General features: G+C 62.7%; 26 protein-coding genes. All 26 read right to left on the bottom strand.

All coding sequences use genetic code 11. The features are described from left to right. Positions 1 to 33: 33 nt before the first annotated feature. The 26 genes from ACKLNI_RS11720 to ACKLNI_RS11845 all read right to left on the bottom strand — a co-directional run bounded on the left by ACKLNI_RS11720 (position 34) and on the right by ACKLNI_RS11845 (position 20,016). Positions 34 to 435, bottom strand: a complete 402-nt coding sequence (locus ACKLNI_RS11720; RefSeq protein ID WP_413719255.1) for a DUF5333 domain-containing protein — start codon at positions 433 to 435, stop codon at positions 34 to 36. Between the two features lie 117 nt (positions 436 to 552). Then, entirely contained in the window at positions 553 to 780 is a 228-nt protein-coding gene (locus tag ACKLNI_RS11725) for a hypothetical protein (protein ID WP_413719256.1), read from the bottom strand. A 6-nt stretch (positions 781 to 786) separates the two neighbouring features. Next, positions 787 to 1,122 (bottom strand): hypothetical protein, encoded by a 336-nt coding sequence (locus tag ACKLNI_RS11730; RefSeq protein ID WP_413719257.1) that lies wholly within the window; start codon positions 1,120 to 1,122, stop codon positions 787 to 789. A 5-nt stretch (positions 1,123 to 1,127) separates the two neighbouring features. After that, positions 1,128 to 2,423 (bottom strand): NADH-quinone oxidoreductase subunit NuoF, encoded by a 1,296-nt coding sequence (gene nuoF / locus ACKLNI_RS11735; protein ID WP_413719357.1) that lies wholly within the window; start codon positions 2,421 to 2,423, stop codon positions 1,128 to 1,130. A 45-nt stretch (positions 2,424 to 2,468) separates the two neighbouring features. Then, positions 2,469 to 2,693, bottom strand: a complete 225-nt coding sequence (locus ACKLNI_RS11740; RefSeq protein ID WP_413719258.1) for a DUF5337 domain-containing protein — start codon at positions 2,691 to 2,693, stop codon at positions 2,469 to 2,471. A 125-nt stretch (positions 2,694 to 2,818) separates the two neighbouring features. Continuing rightward, positions 2,819 to 3,445, bottom strand: a complete 627-nt coding sequence (locus ACKLNI_RS11745; protein WP_413719259.1) for a hypothetical protein — start codon at positions 3,443 to 3,445, stop codon at positions 2,819 to 2,821. Positions 3,446 to 3,555: 110 nt separating this feature from the next. Continuing rightward, positions 3,556 to 4,614 (bottom strand): NADH-quinone oxidoreductase subunit NuoE, encoded by a 1,059-nt coding sequence (gene nuoE, locus ACKLNI_RS11750; RefSeq protein WP_413719260.1) that lies wholly within the window; start codon positions 4,612 to 4,614, stop codon positions 3,556 to 3,558. A gap of 75 nt (positions 4,615 to 4,689) precedes the next feature. Further along, complete coding sequence (locus tag ACKLNI_RS11755) at positions 4,690 to 5,898, bottom strand: NADH-quinone oxidoreductase subunit D (RefSeq protein WP_413719358.1); 1,209 nt, start codon at positions 5,896 to 5,898, stop codon at positions 4,690 to 4,692. A 4-nt stretch (positions 5,899 to 5,902) separates the two neighbouring features. Then, the gene (locus ACKLNI_RS11760; protein WP_413719261.1) at positions 5,903 to 6,760 is read right to left on the bottom strand and encodes a sulfotransferase; all 858 of its coding nucleotides are present in this window, start codon (positions 6,758 to 6,760) and stop codon (positions 5,903 to 5,905) included. Then, entirely contained in the window at positions 6,757 to 6,942 is a 186-nt protein-coding gene (locus tag ACKLNI_RS11765; protein ID WP_413719262.1) for a hypothetical protein, read from the bottom strand. The genes ACKLNI_RS11760 and ACKLNI_RS11765 overlap by 4 nt, the downstream gene beginning before the upstream one ends. A 6-nt stretch (positions 6,943 to 6,948) precedes the next feature. Further along, positions 6,949 to 7,557, bottom strand: a complete 609-nt coding sequence (locus tag ACKLNI_RS11770; RefSeq protein ID WP_413719263.1) for an NADH-quinone oxidoreductase subunit C — start codon at positions 7,555 to 7,557, stop codon at positions 6,949 to 6,951. A gap of 18 nt (positions 7,558 to 7,575) precedes the next feature. Next, positions 7,576 to 8,109, bottom strand: a complete 534-nt coding sequence (locus tag ACKLNI_RS11775; protein WP_413719264.1) for a NuoB/complex I 20 kDa subunit family protein — start codon at positions 8,107 to 8,109, stop codon at positions 7,576 to 7,578. Continuing rightward, positions 8,100 to 8,465 carry an NADH-quinone oxidoreductase subunit A gene (locus ACKLNI_RS11780; protein ID WP_413719265.1) on the bottom strand — a complete coding sequence of 122 codons (366 nt, stop codon included), beginning with the start codon at positions 8,463 to 8,465 and terminating at the stop codon, positions 8,100 to 8,102. Before ACKLNI_RS11780 ends, ACKLNI_RS11775 begins: the two co-directional genes overlap by 10 nt. 471 nt (positions 8,466 to 8,936) lie before the next feature. After that, positions 8,937 to 9,365: a hypothetical protein gene (locus ACKLNI_RS11785; RefSeq protein ID WP_413719266.1), complete on the bottom strand. Its 429-nt coding sequence runs from the start codon at positions 9,363 to 9,365 to the stop codon at positions 8,937 to 8,939. A 62-nt stretch (positions 9,366 to 9,427) separates the two neighbouring features. Next, positions 9,428 to 10,216 carry a crotonase/enoyl-CoA hydratase family protein gene (locus ACKLNI_RS11790; RefSeq protein ID WP_413719359.1) on the bottom strand — a complete coding sequence of 263 codons (789 nt, stop codon included), beginning with the start codon at positions 10,214 to 10,216 and terminating at the stop codon, positions 9,428 to 9,430. Continuing rightward, positions 10,213 to 11,070 carry a hydroxymethylglutaryl-CoA lyase gene (locus tag ACKLNI_RS11795; RefSeq protein ID WP_413719267.1) on the bottom strand — a complete coding sequence of 286 codons (858 nt, stop codon included), beginning with the start codon at positions 11,068 to 11,070 and terminating at the stop codon, positions 10,213 to 10,215. Before ACKLNI_RS11795 ends, ACKLNI_RS11790 begins: the two co-directional genes overlap by 4 nt. Then, positions 11,063 to 11,731 (bottom strand): glutathione S-transferase family protein, encoded by a 669-nt coding sequence (locus ACKLNI_RS11800; protein ID WP_413719268.1) that lies wholly within the window; start codon positions 11,729 to 11,731, stop codon positions 11,063 to 11,065. The genes ACKLNI_RS11795 and ACKLNI_RS11800 overlap by 8 nt, the downstream gene beginning before the upstream one ends. Beyond that, positions 11,728 to 13,650: an acetyl/propionyl/methylcrotonyl-CoA carboxylase subunit alpha gene (locus ACKLNI_RS11805; RefSeq protein WP_413719269.1), complete on the bottom strand. Its 1,923-nt coding sequence runs from the start codon at positions 13,648 to 13,650 to the stop codon at positions 11,728 to 11,730. Before ACKLNI_RS11805 ends, ACKLNI_RS11800 begins: the two co-directional genes overlap by 4 nt. A 70-nt stretch (positions 13,651 to 13,720) precedes the next feature. Next, complete coding sequence (locus ACKLNI_RS11810; protein ID WP_413719270.1) at positions 13,721 to 15,325, bottom strand: carboxyl transferase domain-containing protein; 1,605 nt, start codon at positions 15,323 to 15,325, stop codon at positions 13,721 to 13,723. Further along, positions 15,322 to 15,819: a lysozyme inhibitor LprI family protein gene (locus tag ACKLNI_RS11815; RefSeq protein WP_413719271.1), complete on the bottom strand. Its 498-nt coding sequence runs from the start codon at positions 15,817 to 15,819 to the stop codon at positions 15,322 to 15,324. Before ACKLNI_RS11815 ends, ACKLNI_RS11810 begins: the two co-directional genes overlap by 4 nt. Then, on the bottom strand, positions 15,816 to 16,634 hold the full coding sequence (locus ACKLNI_RS11820) for an EcsC family protein (protein ID WP_413719272.1): 819 nt from the start codon (positions 16,632 to 16,634) through the stop codon (positions 15,816 to 15,818). Before ACKLNI_RS11820 ends, ACKLNI_RS11815 begins: the two co-directional genes overlap by 4 nt. 214 nt (positions 16,635 to 16,848) lie before the next feature. Continuing rightward, positions 16,849 to 17,130, bottom strand: coding sequence for a hypothetical protein (locus ACKLNI_RS11825; RefSeq protein WP_413719273.1), 282 nt, complete (start codon positions 17,128 to 17,130; stop codon positions 16,849 to 16,851). Positions 17,131 to 17,135: 5 nt separating this feature from the next. After that, positions 17,136 to 17,258 (bottom strand): hypothetical protein, encoded by a 123-nt coding sequence (locus ACKLNI_RS11830; protein ID WP_413719274.1) that lies wholly within the window; start codon positions 17,256 to 17,258, stop codon positions 17,136 to 17,138. Next, the gene (locus ACKLNI_RS11835) at positions 17,255 to 18,418 is read right to left on the bottom strand and encodes an isovaleryl-CoA dehydrogenase (protein ID WP_413719275.1); all 1,164 of its coding nucleotides are present in this window, start codon (positions 18,416 to 18,418) and stop codon (positions 17,255 to 17,257) included. Before ACKLNI_RS11835 ends, ACKLNI_RS11830 begins: the two co-directional genes overlap by 4 nt. Before the next feature lie 67 nt (positions 18,419 to 18,485). Continuing rightward, positions 18,486 to 19,277 (bottom strand): GNAT family N-acetyltransferase, encoded by a 792-nt coding sequence (locus ACKLNI_RS11840; RefSeq protein WP_413719276.1) that lies wholly within the window; start codon positions 19,275 to 19,277, stop codon positions 18,486 to 18,488. 73 nt (positions 19,278 to 19,350) lie between these two features. After that, the gene (locus ACKLNI_RS11845) at positions 19,351 to 20,016 is read right to left on the bottom strand and encodes an HAD-IA family hydrolase (protein WP_413719277.1); all 666 of its coding nucleotides are present in this window, start codon (positions 20,014 to 20,016) and stop codon (positions 19,351 to 19,353) included. Positions 20,017 to 20,083 lie beyond the last annotated feature (67 nt).

Genomic DNA, 20,083 nt, shown 5'->3' on the forward strand with positions numbered 1-20,083 from the left:
CCCTTGGGTTCCGCCGCCTTCCATCGGCGGCCGTCATTTCGCGCGAAGAAGCTTCCCCGCAACGCTGCCCTTGGCTATTTCTTCACGGCCCACAGTGCAATAGCCTTCCGGATTTTCAGGTGTCGCACCCCTTTCGGCCAGGTCGGCCCTTATGCGACCTCTCAATTCCTCTTTTTCTTTTTTGTTTTCAACAAGTTCTTCTATTTGAGCTTCGCTGTAACCCTCATCTCGCGCGTATTTTTCAAGCGCGCGCAGATAATTATATGCCGCTAGCCAGCGTGGAGAGATGCTGGAACAGTTCTTTCGGACCTCGTCGGCAAGCCCGATTGCATAGAATCCGTTCACCACGGTCGGGTTCTCATGGAGGGGCTGCAAGGCGGCGACAGGGCCGCTGCTGAGGCCTGCGCTCAAAAGGATCGCTGCAAATCTACGCATCAACATACTCGGCTTCTGCTCTGACCTTGTTCGCAAATATAGTGGTCTTGAGCAAAGATTGCAGCGAAAGCTGACCGCTATGCGATAACATCTTTGAAACCGGCAAGGATTCGCCGCCTATCGCCGGCGGTCGCGCAGTGGATGCACCCCGCGCACTGCCTTTCTGCCGAAGGCCGCTGCCATGACGAAACCTACAAGACCCAGAAGAACGATCGGGACCCAGTACCAGACCGGAACCAGATTCGACCCCGTCGCCCGGACGGCGGCCCATAGCGGCAGACCAATGATTGCGAGGGTCGCAAGCGCACACAACGCGCTCAGGAAACCGTCCCAGAAACGGATCATCGCAGGTTAACGATTGGTGCAACGAGCGGTGAACACCATGTTCTCGCCCTCGCGAACGAAAGCCCAGTCGCCGGTTGCTGGGTCGACCGTCCAGTCGGCAGCCGAACTGCCAAAGGTAGACAGGCAATACCGTGTCACCGGGAAACGGGCCGATTCTCGCACATCCTCAACCGACGCTTCCGCGGCCCGGACAGTTACCGCGACATCCCGGCGATCCTCGCCGCGCTGAATTTCCGCCCGAAAAGGCAGGGCAGCGGCCGCAACGCCCTCTCCATCCTGGGGACGGATCAGGCTACAGCCGCTCAGCGACAGCAAGGCAACGCCGATGATCAAACGCCTCACGGCTGTCACTCCGCCGCGACGGCGCTCACACGCCCGGTTTTCTGTGCCTTGATCCGGTCCTCGATTTCGTCACGGAAGTTGCGGATCAGTCCTTGGATCGGCCAGGCAGCCGCATCGCCAAGGGCGCAGATCGTGTGTCCTTCGACCTGCTTGGTCACGTCGAACAGCATGTCGATCTCCTCGACCTCGGCCTCGCCGCGCACAAGGCGATCCATCACCCGCATCATCCAGCCTGTGCCTTCGCGGCAAGGCGTGCACTGCCCGCAGCTCTCATGCTTGTAGAACTTGGACAGCCGCCAGATAGCTTTGATGATGTCCGTAGACTGATCCATCACGATCACGGCCGCGGTTCCCAGACCCGACCTCTGCTCCCGAAGGTAGTCGAAATCCATGATCGCTTCGCGCATGTTCTCGCCCCGGATACACGGCACCGAAGAGCCACCCGGAATGACGGCTTTCAGGTTGTCCCAGCCGCCGCGAATCCCGCCGCAATGCTTTTCGATCAGTTCTTCGAAGGTGATCGACATGGCTTCTTCAACCACACAGGGATTGTTCACATGGCCGCTGATCGCAAACAGCTTGGTACCTGAATTGTTCGGACGGCCAAATCCGGCGAACCACTCGGGGCCGCGCCGAAGGATCGTCGGCACGACGGCAATCGATTCGACGTTGTTTACCGTGGTCGGGCACCCGTACAGCCCCGCGCCCGCAGGGAACGGCGGCTTCATCCGCGGCATCCCCTTCTTGCCTTCGAGGCTTTCCAGAAGCGCGGTTTCCTCGCCGCAGATATAGGCGCCGGCGCCATGGTGCAGGTAGAGATCGAAATCCCAGCCCGACCCAGCGGCATTTTTTCCAAGCAGGCCCGCATCATACGCCTCGTCGATGGCGTTCTGCAGAGCTTCCTTCTCGCGGATGTATTCACCGCGGATGTAGATGTAACAGGCATGCGCCTGCATTGCGAACGACGCGATCAAGCAGCCCTCGATCAGCGTGTGCGGATCGTGACGCATGATTTCGCGGTCCTTGCAGGTACCCGGCTCGGATTCATCCGCGTTCACAACAAGGTAGGATGGACGGCCATCCGATTCCTTCGGCATGAAAGACCATTTCAGGCCAGTCGGGAATCCGGCACCGCCGCGACCGCGAAGGCCGGACGCCTTCATCTGGTCGATGATCCAGTCACGACCCTTCTGGATGATGCCGGCCGTTCCGTCCCAGTGGCCGCGCGCCTTGGCGCCCGCCAGTGTCCGGTCATGCATCCCGTACAGGTTGGTGAATATACGATCCTTGTCTTCGAGCATGCTCACCTCGTCCATCGCGGCCTGGGATACCACGGCCGCGCATCGTCAATTGTCCCGGCGTTTCCGCCAGATTTGCCATGTCACGAACAGCGCCCAGAGGAAACCCGCAAGTGCGAAAAGATCGACAAGAAATACATATCTGTCCGGAAGACCAAGACGTCCGCCTATCCATTGCGCAGCCATCCAGCCCACCATGGTCGCGGCGATCACGATGGACACAAGCCGCGCCTGGCGCGCCAGAATTTTGTCAGGGTCGGTTCCGTCGCTCATTGCGTTCCACATCGCTGTCGCGCGCTTCACCGCGCGTATACCGTTGCACACCAACAAGGCGCAACGGTATTTCTTTCAGATCCCCGGAGCGGTTGATCCGCTCTTGTCAAAATCGAAGCGTCGCGTCAGTAAACGTCGCCGTCTTCGACCCTTTTCGAGAATTCCGTCTCTCCGCCACCGGCAAGTATCCTGGCCTGGTCAATCCACGAATCCCGGCTCACACGCCCCTTGAAACCCTGCAGGTTCGCATCGACCCAAGCCACCTCGTCAGGCGTCCAGCCCGCGATCTGGTCGAAATGCCAGAAGCCCAATGAATTGCAGAGTTTTTCAAGTTTCGGACCAATGCCCTTGATCTGCTTCAGGTCATCGGCCTTCCCGTCACGAGGCGCGTCCAGTCCGGCAGGCCGAATACCCTCGTTTTCTCCCTCCAAGACACCGTCGCCATCGAAGTCCTCTCCACCGGGTGTCGCTGCGACAGCGGCAGGTTCCGGAGCCGGAGCAGGCTTAGCGGCGACCGGCGCAGGAGCGGCCTTCGGTGCCGGAGCAGGCTTGGCAGGCATGGCGATCCGATCGGAGCCGCCGAATCCCAAATAAAGAACGATCGCGGCCAGAAGCGCGATCAAAATGGCAAGGAACGCTGCGGCGGAGAAGCCGTATTCCCCCAGCACCATGAGCGCCACGAAGGCGACAAGGAAAATACCCGCCGCAATCGCGCCAACGATTGTAAGCGAGCCCTGGGTGTGTCGTGACATGGAGCGCCTCCCTAACGTTATCCTTCAGACTGCGTATAGCAAAAATCTGGCGTCGGGGAAATTTTCTGACTTCGAGATGCTCATACCGAAGGGAAAATCGCGAAACCCGCTTAATTTCCCTGATCCGCAAGCTCCTTGGCCTGAGCAACCCAGTTGTCACGAGTGACCCTGCCCTTGAAGCCTTCAAGGTTTTCGTCGACCCAGGCGATCTCCTCCTCGGTCCAGGCGGCCACCTGGTCGAAATGGAAAAAGCCAAGGCTGTGAAGCAGTTTTTCCAGCTTCGGGCCGACCCCCTTGATCTTCTTCAGATCATCGGGTTGCCCTGCCCTCGCTTCGCTCAGCCCCTCGGGTTTGCGGCCCGGCGAAGACGGTGCCTCTGCAGCAGGTGCGGCAGGCGCCTTGGGTGCGCTGCGCGCCGCCTTCGTCGCCGCGCGCTCCTCGGACGGCGAAATCGTCCCCGACGCTCCGCGCCACGGCGCGCGCAGCGGCACCTCGGTGCCATCGATGCGCTTGACGGTGTCGCCGATTTCAACAGCCAACTGCACGCTCGCATTATACCGCTGCTTGCCGCTGTCGAACTCTTTCAGGCTTGTCAGGCCGCTGAGGGGCTCTGCGGCATAACGGCCATTCTGCGGTCCGGGCACAGGAACCTTGCCCTCGGCAAGTTCGTCCAGGATCTCGGCAAAACGTTCGGCGGTCAGGTCTTCATAATAGTCCTTGCCGATCTGAGCCATCGGCGCATTCGAGCACGAACCAAGGCACTCGACCTCTTCCCAGGTAAACTTGCCATCGGCAGACAGCTTGTGCGCGCTGTTCGCGATCTTGTCCTTGCAGACCTGGATCAGGTCTTCGGCCCCGCAGATCATACAGGAGGTCGTTCCGCACACCTGCACATGGGCGATGCTGCCCGTCGGGTGCAATTGGAACATGAAATAGAACGTCGCGACTTCCAGTGCCCGGATATAGGCCATGTTCAGCAGCGCCGCGACATGCTCGATCGCCGGACGCGAGAGCCAACCCTCCTGCTCCTGGGCGCGCCACAGAAGCGGGATGATCGCGCTTGCCTGCCGGCCCTCGGGATATTTCGAGATCTGCGCCTCTGCCCAAGCCTGGTTGGCGGGAGTGAAGGCGAAGCTATCGGGTTGTTCGTGGGCTAGGCGGCGAAGCATTTCGGTTCCCTCGGTCTTCGTGGCAAATCCCCTTCAAGAGATCTGCAAATTTGTTCGAACAAGATTGCGCTCGGATCAGCGGTCGACTTCTCCGAACACGATATCCATCGTTCCGATGATCGCGCTGACGTCCGCAAGCTGATGGCCTTTCGACACATGGTCGATCGCCTGAAGATGCAGGTATCCCGGCGCACGCAGTTTCGCCCGATACGGCTTGTTGGTTCCGTCAGCCACCAGATAAACGCCAAACTCACCTTTCGGCGCTTCGACGGCAGCGTAGACCTCGCCCGCAGGAACATGGAAACCCTCGGTGTACAGCTTGAAATGGTGGATCAGCGCTTCCATCGAAGTCTTCATGTCGCCCCGAGACGGCGGAGTGATCTTGCCGCGCGCCAGGACGTCGCCCGGTTCGTTGCGCAATTTCTCACAAGCCTGGTGAATGATCTTCAGGCTCTCGCGCATCTCGGCCATGCGGCAGAGATACCGGTCATAGCAGTCGCCGTTGGTGCCGACGGGAATCTGGAACTCGAACTCGTCGTAGCATTCATAGGGCTGCGCCCGGCGCAGGTCCCAGGCCATGCCCGATCCCCTCACCATCACGCCTGAGAAGCCCCAGTCCAACGCCTCCTCTTCAGAGACGACGCAGATATCCACGTTCCGCTGCTTGAAGATCCGGTTCTCGGTCAGAAGCCCGTCGATGTCGTCCAGAACCCTGGGGAACTCCTTGGCCCACTGGTCGATGTCCTCGATCAGATCGGGCGGCAGATCCTGATGGACGCCGCCAGGCCGGAAATAGGCCGCGTGAAGGCGCGCGCCGCAGGCGCGCTCGTAAAAGACCATCAGCTTCTCGCGCTCTTCGAAGCCCCAGAGCGGCGGCGTCAGCGCGCCAACGTCCATCGCCTGGGTCGTCACGTTCAGAAGATGGTTCAGAATGCGTCCGATCTCCGAATACAGGACCCGGATCAGGCTGGCACGGCGCGGAACTTCGACCCCGGTCAGCTTCTCGATGGCAAGGCACCAGGCGTGCTCCTGGTTCATCGGCGCCACGTAATCCAGCCGGTCGAAATACGGCAGGTTCTGGAGATAGGTCCGGCTCTCCATCAGCTTCTCCGTGCCGCGGTGCAGGAGACCGATATGCGGGTCGCACCGTTCCACGATCTCGCCGTCCAGCTCCAGCACCAGCCGAAGAACTCCATGTGCCGCAGGGTGTTGCGGACCGAAGTTGATGTTGAAGTTCCGGATCTTCTGCTCGCCCGTCAGAGCGTCTTCGAAATTGCCGTCCATCATCTCACACCTTCCGACCCCAAGCCTCGGGCATCCGCCCGAGAGCGGCATGGGCTGCCTCGTATTGCGGGGCCAGCCAATGCGCCGCCCTGCGTCGCTGGTCCGGCGACATTGCCAGAGCCTGCCCCGCGTGAACGGGAGCCGGGCTGGGTGCAACCCGTCCGATTCCCAGGAAATCACAGATGCGCGCAAGGCCTTCGCCCGACACCATCTCTTCGAACACCTCGATCAGCAACTTGCCTCCCGGCACCGCTGCCGCCAGTCGCTTCAAAGCGCCCGCATAGTCGCTCCGCCGGACGATCTGGCTCTCTTCGCCCGAAATCGTCCTCGACAGAATCCGCTCACACCGGCGCGCCGATACGACGCCGTCCGCATCCCGCCGCCCGGCGATCATCCGCACATGGCTCCACAACCGGTCGACCGGGTCGCGCATCAGGTAAAGAAACCGCACGTCCTGCGCCATACGCGCCATCCTGGCCAATCGGTCAGCCGAAAGAAGCGCATAGGCGGGTGTGGTTTCACCCACGACCTGTCCAGAAGTGGCGCCCTCCGAAAGATACCCCAGATAGGCTCCGATATCCTCGCCGCCGCGCTCCAGCACGTCCATCCAATCACCGCCGTCGGCGATACGGGCGGCCTGTTCCGGCGTCGCATTCAGACCGCCGTTGGTGCGCTCCAGAAGTGCAACCTGCCGTGCGCGCATCCTCTGCAGGTTGCGCGACATCGTACCTTCGTCCAAAGCGTCGAAGTAATGCAGTTCCTTGATCGACCGGAAATGACACCCCGGATGCACCGCCAACTGGCTGTGCAGCCAGCTCGTTCCCGCCTTGGCGGCACCGACGCAGAGGAACACAACACTCACGCCCTGCCCCCCTCGACATCGTCCTTGAAGGCGATGATCCACAACAGCACAAGCGCGATCGCCGGGATGATTGTGAGGATCGCGAAATACTTCGAGATCCCGTAGCGCGGCAAAATCTTCCAGAAGGGGACGATCAGCAGGACCGCCACCACAAGGAACCAGATCAGACCGCCGCCGCCCATGATCGTTCAGCCCTTCGCTTCGCTCTTGTCGTCGCCGGGAAGGATGTATTCCGCGCCTTCCCAGGGGCTCATGAAGTCGAACTGGCGATATTCCTGTACCAGCTTGACCGGTTCATAGACCACGCGCTTCTGTTCCTCGTCGTACCGGACCTCGGTGTAACCCGTAGTGGGGAAATCCTTCCGAAGCGGATAGCCGCGGAAGCCATAGTCCGTGAGGATCCTGCGCAGGTCCGGGTGCCCGGAGAAGAGAATGCCGAACATGTCGAACACTTCCCGCTCGAACCAGTTCGCGCTCGGATGCACCTCGGTCAGCGAAGGCACCATACCATCTTCGCGAACGGGCACCTTCAGCCGGATGCGCTGGTTCTGGTACATCGACAGGAAATGATAAACGACGTCGAAGCGCTCTTCACGGTCGGGGTGGTCGACCGCCGTGATGTCGACAAGCGTCGAAAAGCGGCAGGCGCCGTCCGACTTGAGGAATTCGACGAAACTGACCAGGGAGGACAGCGCCACGTTGACCGTCAGCTCACCGAAGGCGACGTCCCACGACACCACGCAGTCGGGCCGCTTTGCCTCGATCCCCTGGGCGAGTTCTTTCAATGCCTCGGACATATCCGTCTCCTTGGGAGCTTAGCGAGTGATCGTGCCGGTCCGGCGAATTTTGCGTTGCAACTGAAGGATGCCGTAAAGCAGAGCCTCCGCCGTCGGCGGACAGCCGGGCACGTAGACGTCCACGGGAACGATCCGGTCACAGCCGCGCACCACGCTATAACTGTAATGATAATATCCGCCGCCATTGGCGCAGGAGCCCATGCTGATCACATAACGCGGCTCCGGCATCTGGTCGTACACCTTGCGCAGCGCCGGCGCCATCTTGTTGGTCAGCGTTCCCGCCACGATCATCAGATCCGACTGGCGCGGAGACGCACGCGGCGCGGTGCCGAAACGCTCCAGGTCATAGCGGGGCATGGACGTGTGCATCATCTCGACCGCGCAGCATGCAAGGCCGAATGTCATCCAGTGCAGGCTCCCGGTACGGGCCCAGTTGATGATGTCATCTGTCGAGGTGACAAGAAAACCCTTGTCCTGAAGTTCCCGGTTCAATGCCCGGGTCGCGACCTCACGGTCAGCGCCGGCATCGTTCAGCGCGGTGCTTACTGCCATTCCAGCGCTCCCTTCTTCCACTCATAGGCAAACCCGACGGTCAGCACCGCGAGGAAGACCATCATCGACCAGAAAGCGATATCGCTCAGCCCGCCAAAGGCCACGGCCCAGGGGAAAAGAAACGCAATTTCAAGATCGAAGATGATGAACAGGATCGACACCAGGTAAAAGCGGACATCGAACTTCATCCGGGCGTCGTCGAACGCGTTGAAACCGCATTCGTAGGCAGAGAGCTTTTCCGGGTCGGCATCCCTAGGTGCCACCACCAGAGCAGCGAGGATAAGCACCAGCCCCAATCCGACCGCAAGGCCAAGGAATACAAGGATGGGCAGGTATTCTCTAAGGATGTCTTCCACGTGAACGCTCCGTCAACGCCCACTTCTTTTAGTCGCGCGGGCTTGTCTTGCCCCTACCTACTGCCGTGTTCCTGAAGGGTCAACGCCGGTCAGGCGCCTCCGAGGCGCTTTTTGACACAGGCAAAAATGTAGCAGACGGTCCGAAAAAAGCTCCAACAAGGCAATCAACGAAACTCCAGCAACTCGATCCCTGAGCTAAGCAGCCGGTTCTGGTCGCTTCCTGCGCGGCGCAGCCAGCCCCAAATTCGACATGAAGCGCAATGGCAAGGCGCAGACAAGGTCGGCAACCAAGCCGCGAGGCGGACGGGACCGCGTTCGCGCGCCCCTTTTCGCCAGCGAACACTTCCTTTTCCAGCCAGCCGGACCCGGCGCAGATGATTGCTGCGGCCCACACCGCCACGAGGACTTATCCTACCATTGGTGCTTCAGACAGATCGGTTCAAACCGTGCCGTTGCCTGTCCCGTTCCTGATCAGACAGCCGTGGACAGAGTTTCCAATTCGATTGGAGGGCCAACAGTCAGATTTTCGGAAACCACCCCCTGCGTTTGGATCAAGGATGTCGAAACACCGGTTTCCACTGCCTCCGTTCCCGCCTCTGTCGCACCCGCAGCAGCCTCGAACTCCGGCACTTCGACAACGGGAACATCCTCCGTTTCCGGCGCGACGCCGGACAGCAGGGGTTCGCTCACGCGTGCGCTGAAAAAGCTTCCGGGATCGATTCCCCGCGCCACGGCCGAAGCCATCCGTCCCTGAGCGTTGGCCGGCACTTCCAGCCCTGCCTCGCGAGCCCCCGCCACCGCCAGCTTGGCTTGCTGGCCGACACCTTGCATGCTCTTGCCCGGTCCACCCGCCTCTGCCTGCCTAACGGCCATGGCCTGATTTCCAACTGCTCCGATCATTCGCCTGCCTTTCTGTCCAAGTCCCGTCCTAGGGCCTTCTAGCGGCAGGAGATGAACAAAACCTAAGTGCCAGCCATCCAAGTGGCCTTGCGCTTGGCGAAGAATGCCTCGGTCCCCTCCCGAGCCTCTGCGGTTTCCCAGCGCGTCACCAGCGCATCGATGCTGGCCGCGATCTCGGCCTCACCCGGACTGGCACCCAGACGCAAAGCCAGCGCCTTGGCCTCGGCCACGGCTCCCGGTGCGCAGTCCAGGTAGGGCGAAACTTCATCCTCCAGGGCCTGATCCAAATCTTCTTCGGGAACCAGTCGACGTATCAGCCCAAGTGCGACAGCCTCTTCGGCATCGAAGACCCGCGCCGACATGAACACCCGCCGCGCCATGCCCTCTCCCATGCGCGCCACGACATACGGACCGATCGTCGCCGGGATCAGTCCCAGGCGCGTCTCCGTCAGCCCGAAGCGGGCGGTCTCGACAGCGACAGCCACATCGCAGACCGAGATCAGCCCCACACCGCCGCCGAACGCATTGCCGTGCACGCGCCCGATCAGCGGCTTCGGCAATTCGTTCAACGCCTTCAGCATCGTCGCAAGGGCCATCGCCTCACGCCGCCGCGTCTCGCCATCCGCCGCCATCTGATCCTGCATCCAGCCCAGATCGCCTCCCGCGCAGAAGACGCTCCCCTCGGCGGCCAGAACCACAGCGCGTATCGCATTGTCCTCGGCCAGCCGCGCAGCAGCCTCGGTCAGTTCTGCGATCATGCGCGCCGACATCGCATTGCGCTTCTCCGGTCGCGCCAGCCAGAGCGTTGCAACGCCGCGCTCATCCGACTCGATCCGGACAGTCTCCATCAGCCGCCCACCCGCATCGATGCGGCCATCCCGGCAGCATCCGACAGAAGAGCAAGGTCAAGCCCGTGCTCGAACCCCCGCGCCTCCAGCGCCTCGGCCAACACGCCGGTCGCCACGTTGCCTGCGGCCCCCGGGGCATAAGGACATCCGCCAAGGCCGCCGACCGCGGCATCGAACACGCGCAAACCCCGCCCGATGGCCACCATCACGTTTTCCACTGCATGCCCCGCGGTATCGTGGAAGTGGCCGGCAAGGTCTGAGGCCTCGGCAACCTCCAGCACGGCGCCAAGCATGGCATCCACCCTTTCGGGTGTCGCGCGCCCGAGCGTGTCTCCAAGCGAAACCTCGTGGCATCCCATCGCCAGAAGCTCGGCCGTAACATCCGCAACGGCTTCAGGGGCCACAGGCCCGTCATAGGGACAATCCACAACGCAGGACACGTAACCCCGGACCGGCATGTTGGCCGCGCCGGCGGCATCCGTTACGGAACGGAACCGCGCCAGGCTTTCGGCGATCGACGCGTTGATATTCGCCCGGCTGAATCCTTCCGAAGCCGAAGCGAAGACCGCCACTTCGTCCACGCCCGCTTCCAGCGCATCCTCGAAACCCCGAAGGTTCGGCGTCAGCGCCGAATAGATCACTCCGGGAAACCGTTCGATCCGGGCCATCACATCGGCAGAGCCCGCCATTTGGGGCACCCAGCGCGGCGAGACGAAACTCGCCGCCTCGATTCGGCGAAAGCCGACCCGGGACAAGCGGTTGATCAGCGCAACCTTCTCCGCCACCGGTATCGGTCGAGGCTCGTTCTGCAACCCGTCCCTCGGACCCACTTCAACGATTTCGACGAACTCACCCATTCCACGCCTCGTAGAAATCCCGCGCATACAAGATTTCGGCTCCATCGGGCGGCAAGGACGCCTGAAAGGCCGGGCGCGCCGTGATCCGCTCGTACCATTTCGACACTTCGGGCCAGGGATCCAGCCGCACGAAATGCCGCGCCATGTAAACTGCCTGCCCCACCGCTATATCCGCCGCCGAAAACCCGCTGGTCAGCAGATTGTCCCGGTTCTCGATCGGCGTCGAGAGCCTTCCTTCGATAGTATCTAAACACTTCGCCGCCCGCGCGGCCTCCAGCTTCATGACCACCGACGATCGCATGTGATCTTCGTAGATCACGATATGCTGCTGGGTCAGCGCGGCGAGGTGCTGCGACAGGGTCTCGGCAAAATGCAGCCAGACCAGCCACTCGGGCCAATCCGGGTCCTCAGGGGACCGTCCCAGCCCCGCCTCCGGGAACCTGGCGCACAGGACCTGAAGGATCGCCCCCGACTCGAAAAGGACCTCACCGTCCATCTCCAATGCAGGCACCCGGCCCGCCGGCGACACGGTCAGGTATTCCGGCGCACGCAGAGACTTGTCGAACGGGTGTATCCGGAGCTCGAAGTCGACGCCCAGCTCGTTCAGGAGCCAGAGCACCCGCATCGATCGGCTCTGGTGACAGTGATGCAGAGTGATCATGCCTCCGCGTCCTCGAGCCGCACAAGTGACACGCCGGAATCGACTTGGTCGCCCTCGCGCACCATCACCTCGGCCACGACACCGTCTCGGGGCGAAACCAGCGCATGTTCCATCTTCATCGCTTCCAGAACCGCAAGGCGCTGGCCCTCCGACACGGTATCTCCAGCGGAAACGTAGACCGCCGTCACCTTGCCCGGCATCGGCGCCTCTACCGCCCCCTTCGACCCTGAGGACTGCCCGCGGTCCAGCGGGTCGGCCAGCGGGAACACACCGCCATCCTGACCGAACACGACGACCTGTTCGCGCAGCCTGACCGCGCGCAGCGTCAGCTTTTGACCGTCGATCATCCACCCGCCATCAACGCGCGCGACGCGGGCATCGCGACCGCCAATCCGCACGTCCGCACCGTCCCGCGTCGGTATCACCTGGACCCTAAGATCCCCTAGCGCAATCTCGTGCCGAAGGGGTCCCCAAAGCGTGAACCCGGCGAACGGACCAGTGTCGGCCCCCAGCGCCGTCAACGCCGCCAGGACAACGGCGTTTTCCGACGGCGCTTCGGCGGCGATCAGCCCGGCCAGATCCCTGTCGATGATCCCCGTATCCAGATCGCCCGCCACGAATCCCGGATGGTCCACCAGCCGGCGGAGAAAGCCGACATTCGTCACGGTTCCCGCAACGTCCGTCCCATCGAGCGCCACCGCCATCGACCGCAGCGCCGCCGCCCGGTCAGCGCCATGCACGGTGATCTTCGCGATCATCGGATCATAATGCGGCGTGATCCGGTCACCCTGCCGGACGCCAGTGTCGATCCGCGCGTTTGTAGGAAAGACCAGATGTTCCAGACGACCGATCGCTGGCAGAAAGCCTGCCGCCGCATCCTCGGCATAAAGCCGTGCCTCGATCGCATGCCCTCGGATCGACAGATCTTCCTGCCGTGCCGGCAGCGGCTCTCCTGCCGCCACCCGCAACTGCCATTCAACCAGATCGACCCCGGTGATCGCCTCCGTCACCGGATGCTCCACCTGTAGCCGCGTGTTCATCTCCATGAACCAGAACCGGTCCGGCCTGAGCCCGTCCGAGGCATCCACGATGAACTCCACCGTCCCGGCCCCGGAATAGCCCACCGCCTCGGCGGCGCGCACCGCGGCCAGGCCCATCGCCTCCCGCATCTCGGACGTCATCCCCGGCGCAGGCGCCTCCTCGATCACTTTCTGATGCCGCCGCTGCAGCGAGCAATCCCGTTCGAAGAGATGCACCGCTCGCGTTCCGTCGCCGAAAACCTGCACCTCGATATGCCGTGGCTTCTCGACGAATTTCTCGATCAGCACCGCATCATTGCCGAAGGCCGTCCGCGCCTCGGCCTTGGCGCTCTCCAGCGCGTCGATGAAATCCTCCGGTCGCAAGACCTTCCGCATCCCCTTGCCGCCGCCGCCCGCGACGGCCTTGATCAGCACGGGATAGCCGACTTCCGCCGCCTCGACCTCCAGATGCCCCGGCTCCTGGTCGGCGCCCAGATATCCCGGCACGACCGGCACACCGGCGTTTTCCATCAGGGCCTTGGCCGCGTCCTTCAATCCCATCGCCCGGATTGCCTTGGCAGAGGGACCGACGAACACCAGTCCCGCCGCCTCGACGGCCTCCACGAAATCCGGGTTCTCGGACAGGAACCCGTATCCCGGATGGATTGCCCCCGCACCGGTCGCCTGCGCCGCGACGATGATAGCGTCCCCCCTAAGATAGCTCTCCGCAGGCGAAGCGCTCCCGATCCACACGGCTTCATCCGCCAGTGCAACATGCCGCGCTTCCCGGTCGGCGTCCGAATAGACGGCCACCGTTCCCAGCCCCATCTTCCGCGCCGTCTCGATCACCCGACAGGCGATTTCGCCACGATTGGCAATCAGGAGTTTGTCAAATGACATCCCGCCTCCGCTTCATGGGAACCTCACCGCACTCGAAGTATTTGCCCAGAACCAAATCGACCAACATGGCCTACATCCGGAACACGCCGAAGCGCGTCTCTTCAATCGGGGCGTTCAGCGCCGCCCCCAGCGACAACGCCAGCACCTCTCTCGCACGGCGCGGGTCCACGACCCCGTCGTCCCAAAGCCGTGCACTGGCATAGAGCGGATGCGACTGCCGCTCGAACATCTCGATCGTGGGACGCTTGAACTCGGCCTGCTCTTCGACGGACCAGTCCTGCCCGGCGCGTTCCATCGCATCGCGCTTCACCGTCGCAAGCACGCCGGCCGCCTGCTCGCCCCCCATCACGCTGATCCGGCTGTTTGGCCAGGACCACATGAAGCGCGGCGAATAGGCCCGCCCCGCCATCCCGTAGTTCCCGGCTCCGAACGAACCGCCGACAACCATCGTCACCTTCGGCACCGCTGTCGTCGCCACCGCGGTCACCATCTTTGCCCCGGCGCGCGCGATCCCCTCGTTCTCGGCCTTCCGGCCCACCATGAACCCGGTGATGTTCTGCAGGAAGACCAGCGGAATCCCCCGCTGCGAGCATAATTCCACGAAGTGCGCCCCCTTCTCGGCACTTTCCCCGAACAGCACACCATTGTTCGCCACGATCCCCACCGGGCAGCCCTCGATATGCGCGAAGCCGGTCACCAGCGTCTCGCCATAGCGCACCTTGAACTCGTCCAGCCGTGAACCGTCCACGACCCGGGCGATCACCTCGCGGATGTCATAGGGCGTGCGCAGGTCCGAAGGCACCACGCCCAGCATCTCATCCGGGTCATAGGCAGGCGGCTCCGGCGACTGCCAGTCCACCGTCGCAGGCTTCACCCGGTTCAGATGCCGCACCGCCTCTCTGACCAGCGCCAGGGCATGTGCGTCGTCCTCGGCAAGGTAGTCCGCCACACCCGACAGCCGGGTGTGCACATCACCGCCGCCCAATTCCTCGGCCGAGACAACTTCGCCCGTCGCCGCCCTCACCAGTGGCGGCCCCGCCAGAAAGATCGTTCCCTGTTCCTTCACGATGATCGAGACATCCGACATGGCCGGCACATAGGCACCGCCTGCCGTGCATGACCCCATCACCGCCGCGATTTGCGGGATGCCCTTCGCGCTCATCTGCGCCTGGTTATAGAAGATCCGCCCGAAATGATCCCGGTCCGGGAACACTTCGTCCTGGTTCGGCAGGTTCGCCCCGCCGGAATCAACAAGGTAAATGCACGGCAGATGACACTCGGCAGCGATCTCCTGCGCCCTCAGGTGCTTCTTGACCGACATCGGGTAGTAGGTCCCGCCCTTCACGGTCGCATCGTTGGCCACCACCATCACGTCACGCCCGTGAACGCGGCCAACGCCCGCGATGACACCGGCACAGGGCGCATCGCCCCCGTACATCCCGTGCGCGGCAGTCGCACCGATCTCCAGGAACGGCGCGCCGGGATCCAGAACACCGGCCACACGGTCGCGCGGCAGCATCTTGCCACGGCTTACATGCCGCTCCCGCGCCCTCTCGCCGCCCCCGGCCGCCGCCAGCGCAGCCGCATCGCGCACCGTCTCCAGAAGGGCGCGATTTGCCGACTCGTTGGCCCGGAACTGCTCCGAAGACCGCGAAACAGAAGAGCCCAGCTTCATTGTGCGCGCTCCCCCAGCCGCATTTCCAGTTCAAGCGCCTGACGACCGGTTTCATGCATCAGGCATGCGGCATTCGCAGGTCCTCCGCCCGAACCGCCGCCCCATGTCGTGTATTCATACCAGCAGGCTGCATCCCGATACGGAATCCAGGCCCGCTGCATTTCGCGCAGAGCCGTCACCGTGTCCGGCACCGTGGCGCCGATGTCATTCATCTCTTTCAGCATCGCGGTCTCGGCTTTGATCAACTCCGTGTAGACCGTGTTGAGCCGCACGTCCCAATAGTCCGCCTCGGCCCCGAAACAGATCCCTATCGCATAATTCGAATATACGCCCTCCCGCGAGTAACAGGCCTCGGCCGACCGCCCGATGCAGGCCTCCCGCGCGCCCCGGTCCTCGGCCTGCGCAAGACATGCCTCAGTGGCATCGGGTGAGAACGGCAGTTCCTGCGCCATCACCGGCGAAGCAAGAAATACCAGACATATCAATGATCTCACGCCGTATCCTCCCGCGCGTCGATGACATGCCCCTCGATGATCCCTTCGTTCACCTCCAACCATCTCGCCCGATAGGAAAACCGCGCGGCCGCCGCAACGTCGTTCTGGAACGCCGCGTTCACGCCCGCGCCGACCGCCGCGCCGATCACCGGCGCAAGCTGAGCCATCTTGCGCGTCGATAGGTTGATCCCCAGCGTCGCCGCCACCCGCTGCGTCGCCGCGACCGATCCCGTGGTCTGCCCCGTCAGACGCACGATCTTCTGCCAATCCTCGCGCCCGAATTCGCTCCGCTCCTTCGCCATCCGAACCATAACCTTGTCCCGCTCGTCCTTCGAGTTCGCCCCGGCCAGTTGAAGAATATCGAGGATATACACCCGCTCCGCCTCGGTATCGGCCCCGAACCCATAGCAAAGCCCGGTAAGACGCGCGGTCCGAAGCGCCAGAGCCACCGTCGCCGGCACGTCGATAGCCAGTCCCAGCGCGCCAAAGGCACCCGCCGCGCCACCGCCGGTCACCGCATAGCCAAGCGCCCAGCGCCGCACGTCCGCAGCGGCTTCGTCGCAGGCCTGCAGATCAGAAAAATCGTGATCTATCGCGGCCTTACGGATCGTGTTTGACGCTGCCCAGTCCGCTCCGCGGATCGCAGCCTCGATCACCTCCGAAGGGATGAGCCGGTTGGTCAAGAGCGCAACCGGCTTGGCGATCGAACGTACGGCACGGGGCAACAGAGACGGACCTGCGGCGCGAAAGCTGTCCTGCTCCCGCAATACCTGCTCGACATACGGCACGGTCACGATATCGCCCTTGGTCCTCATCCGAGTATCTCCCGTGTGCGCCTGAGTTCGAGTGCGCGCTCCGCCGTCATTGCAGTTCGGTCGTCGGCATGGGCATCGTTTGCCTCCCTTCGACGGATGCAATCAGTCATGCCCGGACGACCCGCCGTTCGCCCCGCCCCAACCACCGCTCCAAGAACAGAAACATCGCGAGGCAAGACACTTAACAGAAGGTATTTATCAGGACTCGAGTAAATCATGTCCGCACGTCCTCCGGCACGATCAAAGTGCCTCCCCGGTCAAAGAGATAGGTACGCACCTTCCCGCTTGCACCACAGCGAACGACAATCCAGACCCGACCTTCCCCCGGAATTCCCACGCAATCCGCCCGCGAACCACCGGTTTCCTCGGCATAAAGCCCAGCGCCCGCTTCGATGACCTGCGTCTCCGTGATCGCCGGGCGGATGCCCGCCCAGACGCCCAGGACCGCAGCCACGCAGCAGAGCATGAACGTCACGGCAAGAACCGGCCTCGGCATCCGCCTCAGACCTGCGATCCCAGCCAGAAGGCCATCGCCAGAAGCCCCAATGCGGCAACGATCACACCTATCGCCAGCTTGGGATCGCGCCCATGCTGACCCCGTTTCTGCGGCAACCAGAGTTTCATCCCATTGCTCCCATCAACTCGCGTCCGATCAGCATGCGCCGAATTTCGGACGTTCCAGCCCCGATCTCCATCAGTTTCGCATCGCGGAACAGACGCGCAACAGGAGAATCCGAGAGAAAGCCCGCTCCGCCCATCGCCTGCACCGCCTGGTGCGCCTGTGTCATCGCCACCTCGGAGGCATAAAGACAGCAGGCCGCCGCGTCCTGGCGCGTCACGTCGCCCCGGTCGCAGGCCTTGGCCACCTCGTAGACATAGGCGCGCGCCGAGTTCATCGCGGTGTACATGTCCGCGATCTTGCCCTGCATCAGCTGGAACGACCCGATCGGCTGCCCGAACTGTTTTCTTTCCGCCATGTAGGGCATGATCGCATCCATGCAGGCCGCCATGATCCCGGGCCCGATAGCCGCCAGCACAACGCGCTCATAGTCGAGCCCGCTCATCAGCACGGCCACGCCACGCCCTTCTTCGCCCAACACGTTCTCGAACGGCACTTCCACATCCTCGAAGATCAACTCGGCCGTGTTCGAGCCCCGCATCCCCAGCTTGTCGAAATGCGGTGAGGTCGAGAATCCTGCCATCTCCTTCTCGATCAGAAACGCCGTGATCCCCTTCGACCCCGCCTCGGGATCAGTCTTGGCATAGACAACCAGCGTATCCGCATCCGGCCCGTTGGTGATCCAGTACTTCGTGCCGTTCAGCCGGTAGTGATCGTTCCGCTTCTCAGCCCTCAGCTTCATCGAGACCACGTCGCTGCCGGCCCCTGCCTCGCTCATAGCCAGAGCACCCACATGCTCGCCCGAAATAAGCCGCGGCAGGTACTTCGCCTTCTGCGCTTCCGTCCCGTTCAGCTTGATCTGGTTGACGCAAAGGTTCGAATGCGCCCCGTAGGACAGGCTGACCGAGGCCGAGGCCCGTGCCAGTTCCTCGACGGCAACCGCATGGGCCAGATAGCCCATCCCCGCGCCGCCATATTCCTCGGGCACGGTTATTCCCAATAGCCCCAGATCACCCATCTCGCGCCAGAGCTCCGCTGGAAAAGCGTTGGTCCGGTCAATCTCGGCCGCCATCGGCGCCACGCGTTCCTGCGCCCAACGGTGCACCATGTCGCGCAGCGCCTCGACGTCTTCCCCCAGATCGAACCGCATCGAGCCCACGAACATCAATGCCACCCCCGATTATTGAACGACCGTTCAATTAAGACATATCTTCCGGTACCGGTCAATTCCCTCAGCGCGTGAATCGCCCGCCTCCCCGGGTGGCGATCGCGGCCACCAGCGCGTCGTCCAGATGCAGCCCGCACCGCCCGACCATTGCCCGCGAGGCCGGATTGTCCCGCGCCACGAACTCGGTCACCCGCCCCAAGCCCAGCGCCTTGCGGCTCTCGACGATGCACAGCGCATTCGCATAGACCCCAAGTCCCAGCCCCCGCGCTCCGGGGTCGACCGAAACAAGGCCGATGAACGCAGTATCGGCGAAGGGACCCTCGGGGTGAAACATCATCGTGGCATGGGCCATGGCCATCAGCCGCTGTTCCCCGTCCTCGATCAGGACGTTCAGCGCCGGTACATTCTCGCCCCTGAACGCGAACCCCGGACTGGACGAGACACCGCAAACCGCATTCAGCGCCTGCATCTTCGCGACTTCCTCAGCATCCGGCACCATGACCGCACGCGCCGTCCAACCCTTCGGCAGACTGCGTGCCGCAACCACGGCTTCCGAAGCGGCAACGATGCACTCGGCATCCCCCATGAATGCATCCCAGGAATGAACCTCCCACGATGCTCCCAAATGCCGGGCCGCCCAAGCGTCAACCTCGGCTTCGCTCATCAGCACGAGCGCTACAATACCGTCTTGCTCGACCATCTCGCTGATTTCAGGCCAGACCCCGGTAGCCGGGTCCACCACGACCAACAACCTGCTCCCGTAAGCCAGCCAGGGCGACCGGGCGAAGACGTCCTTCCTTGCCAGCAATCGCTTCTGCCGTTCGACCGCCGCTTCGTCGCCCCAGAACTCCGCCATCAGAACGCCTCCGCCCTTTTTGAGTGCAGCATGAAGACGAAAGCAATGTCCGGCAACAGAAAGAAAAGAACGGTCAGGACAACAGTGCCGAAAGGACCTCCGGCAGGTCTGGATAACTGGGCAATAGCGCATCGGGTTCCAGCCGAGCGATACCCGGGCCTTCAGGTCCAAACGCAACCAGCACAACCGGAACCCCCACTGCCCGCGCGGTTTTCACATCCGTGTCCGTATCCCCGATAAGGACCGACCGCGCCGGATCGCCACCCGCCCGCAGCACCGACTCCCGATATGGCAAGGGATCTGGCTTTCGGACCGGAAACGTGTCCGCCCCGACAAGAGACCCGAACAAGCCGCGCACTCCCAGCTTCTGCATCAGCGCCTCGGCCAGCCCCTCGGGCTTGTTCGTGCAGATCCCGACCCTGATCCCGACAGCCAGAAGCGACTCTACAGCCGCCTCCGCTCCGGGATAGAGCCGGGTTTCACGGTCGATATTCTCTGCGTAGCGCTCAAGAAATTCCGGGTAAAACCGGTCCACCTCGTCTTCGCCGAAACTGCCCTCAAGGCGGGAAAAGCCAAGACGCAGCATCGCGCGACCGCCGTGAAACGCCGTCAACCTGTCCGCCACAGGATCAAGAAGCGGCCCATGCCCCTGCCCGACGAAACACGCATTCGCCGCTGCGATCAGATCTCCACTTGTGTCCGCAAGTGTTCCATCCAAATCGAAAATCACGGTGTTCATATCTCAACCCTCGGCAAAAGCCCGCTTCTTCTGTAATCTTCGGCAACAAGTGTTGATGCCGGCCTGT

Origin of the sequence: Silicimonas lutimaris (genome assembly GCF_047314965.1) — a bacterium.
Lineage (GTDB): Bacteria > Pseudomonadota > Alphaproteobacteria > Rhodobacterales > Rhodobacteraceae > JAVJUV01.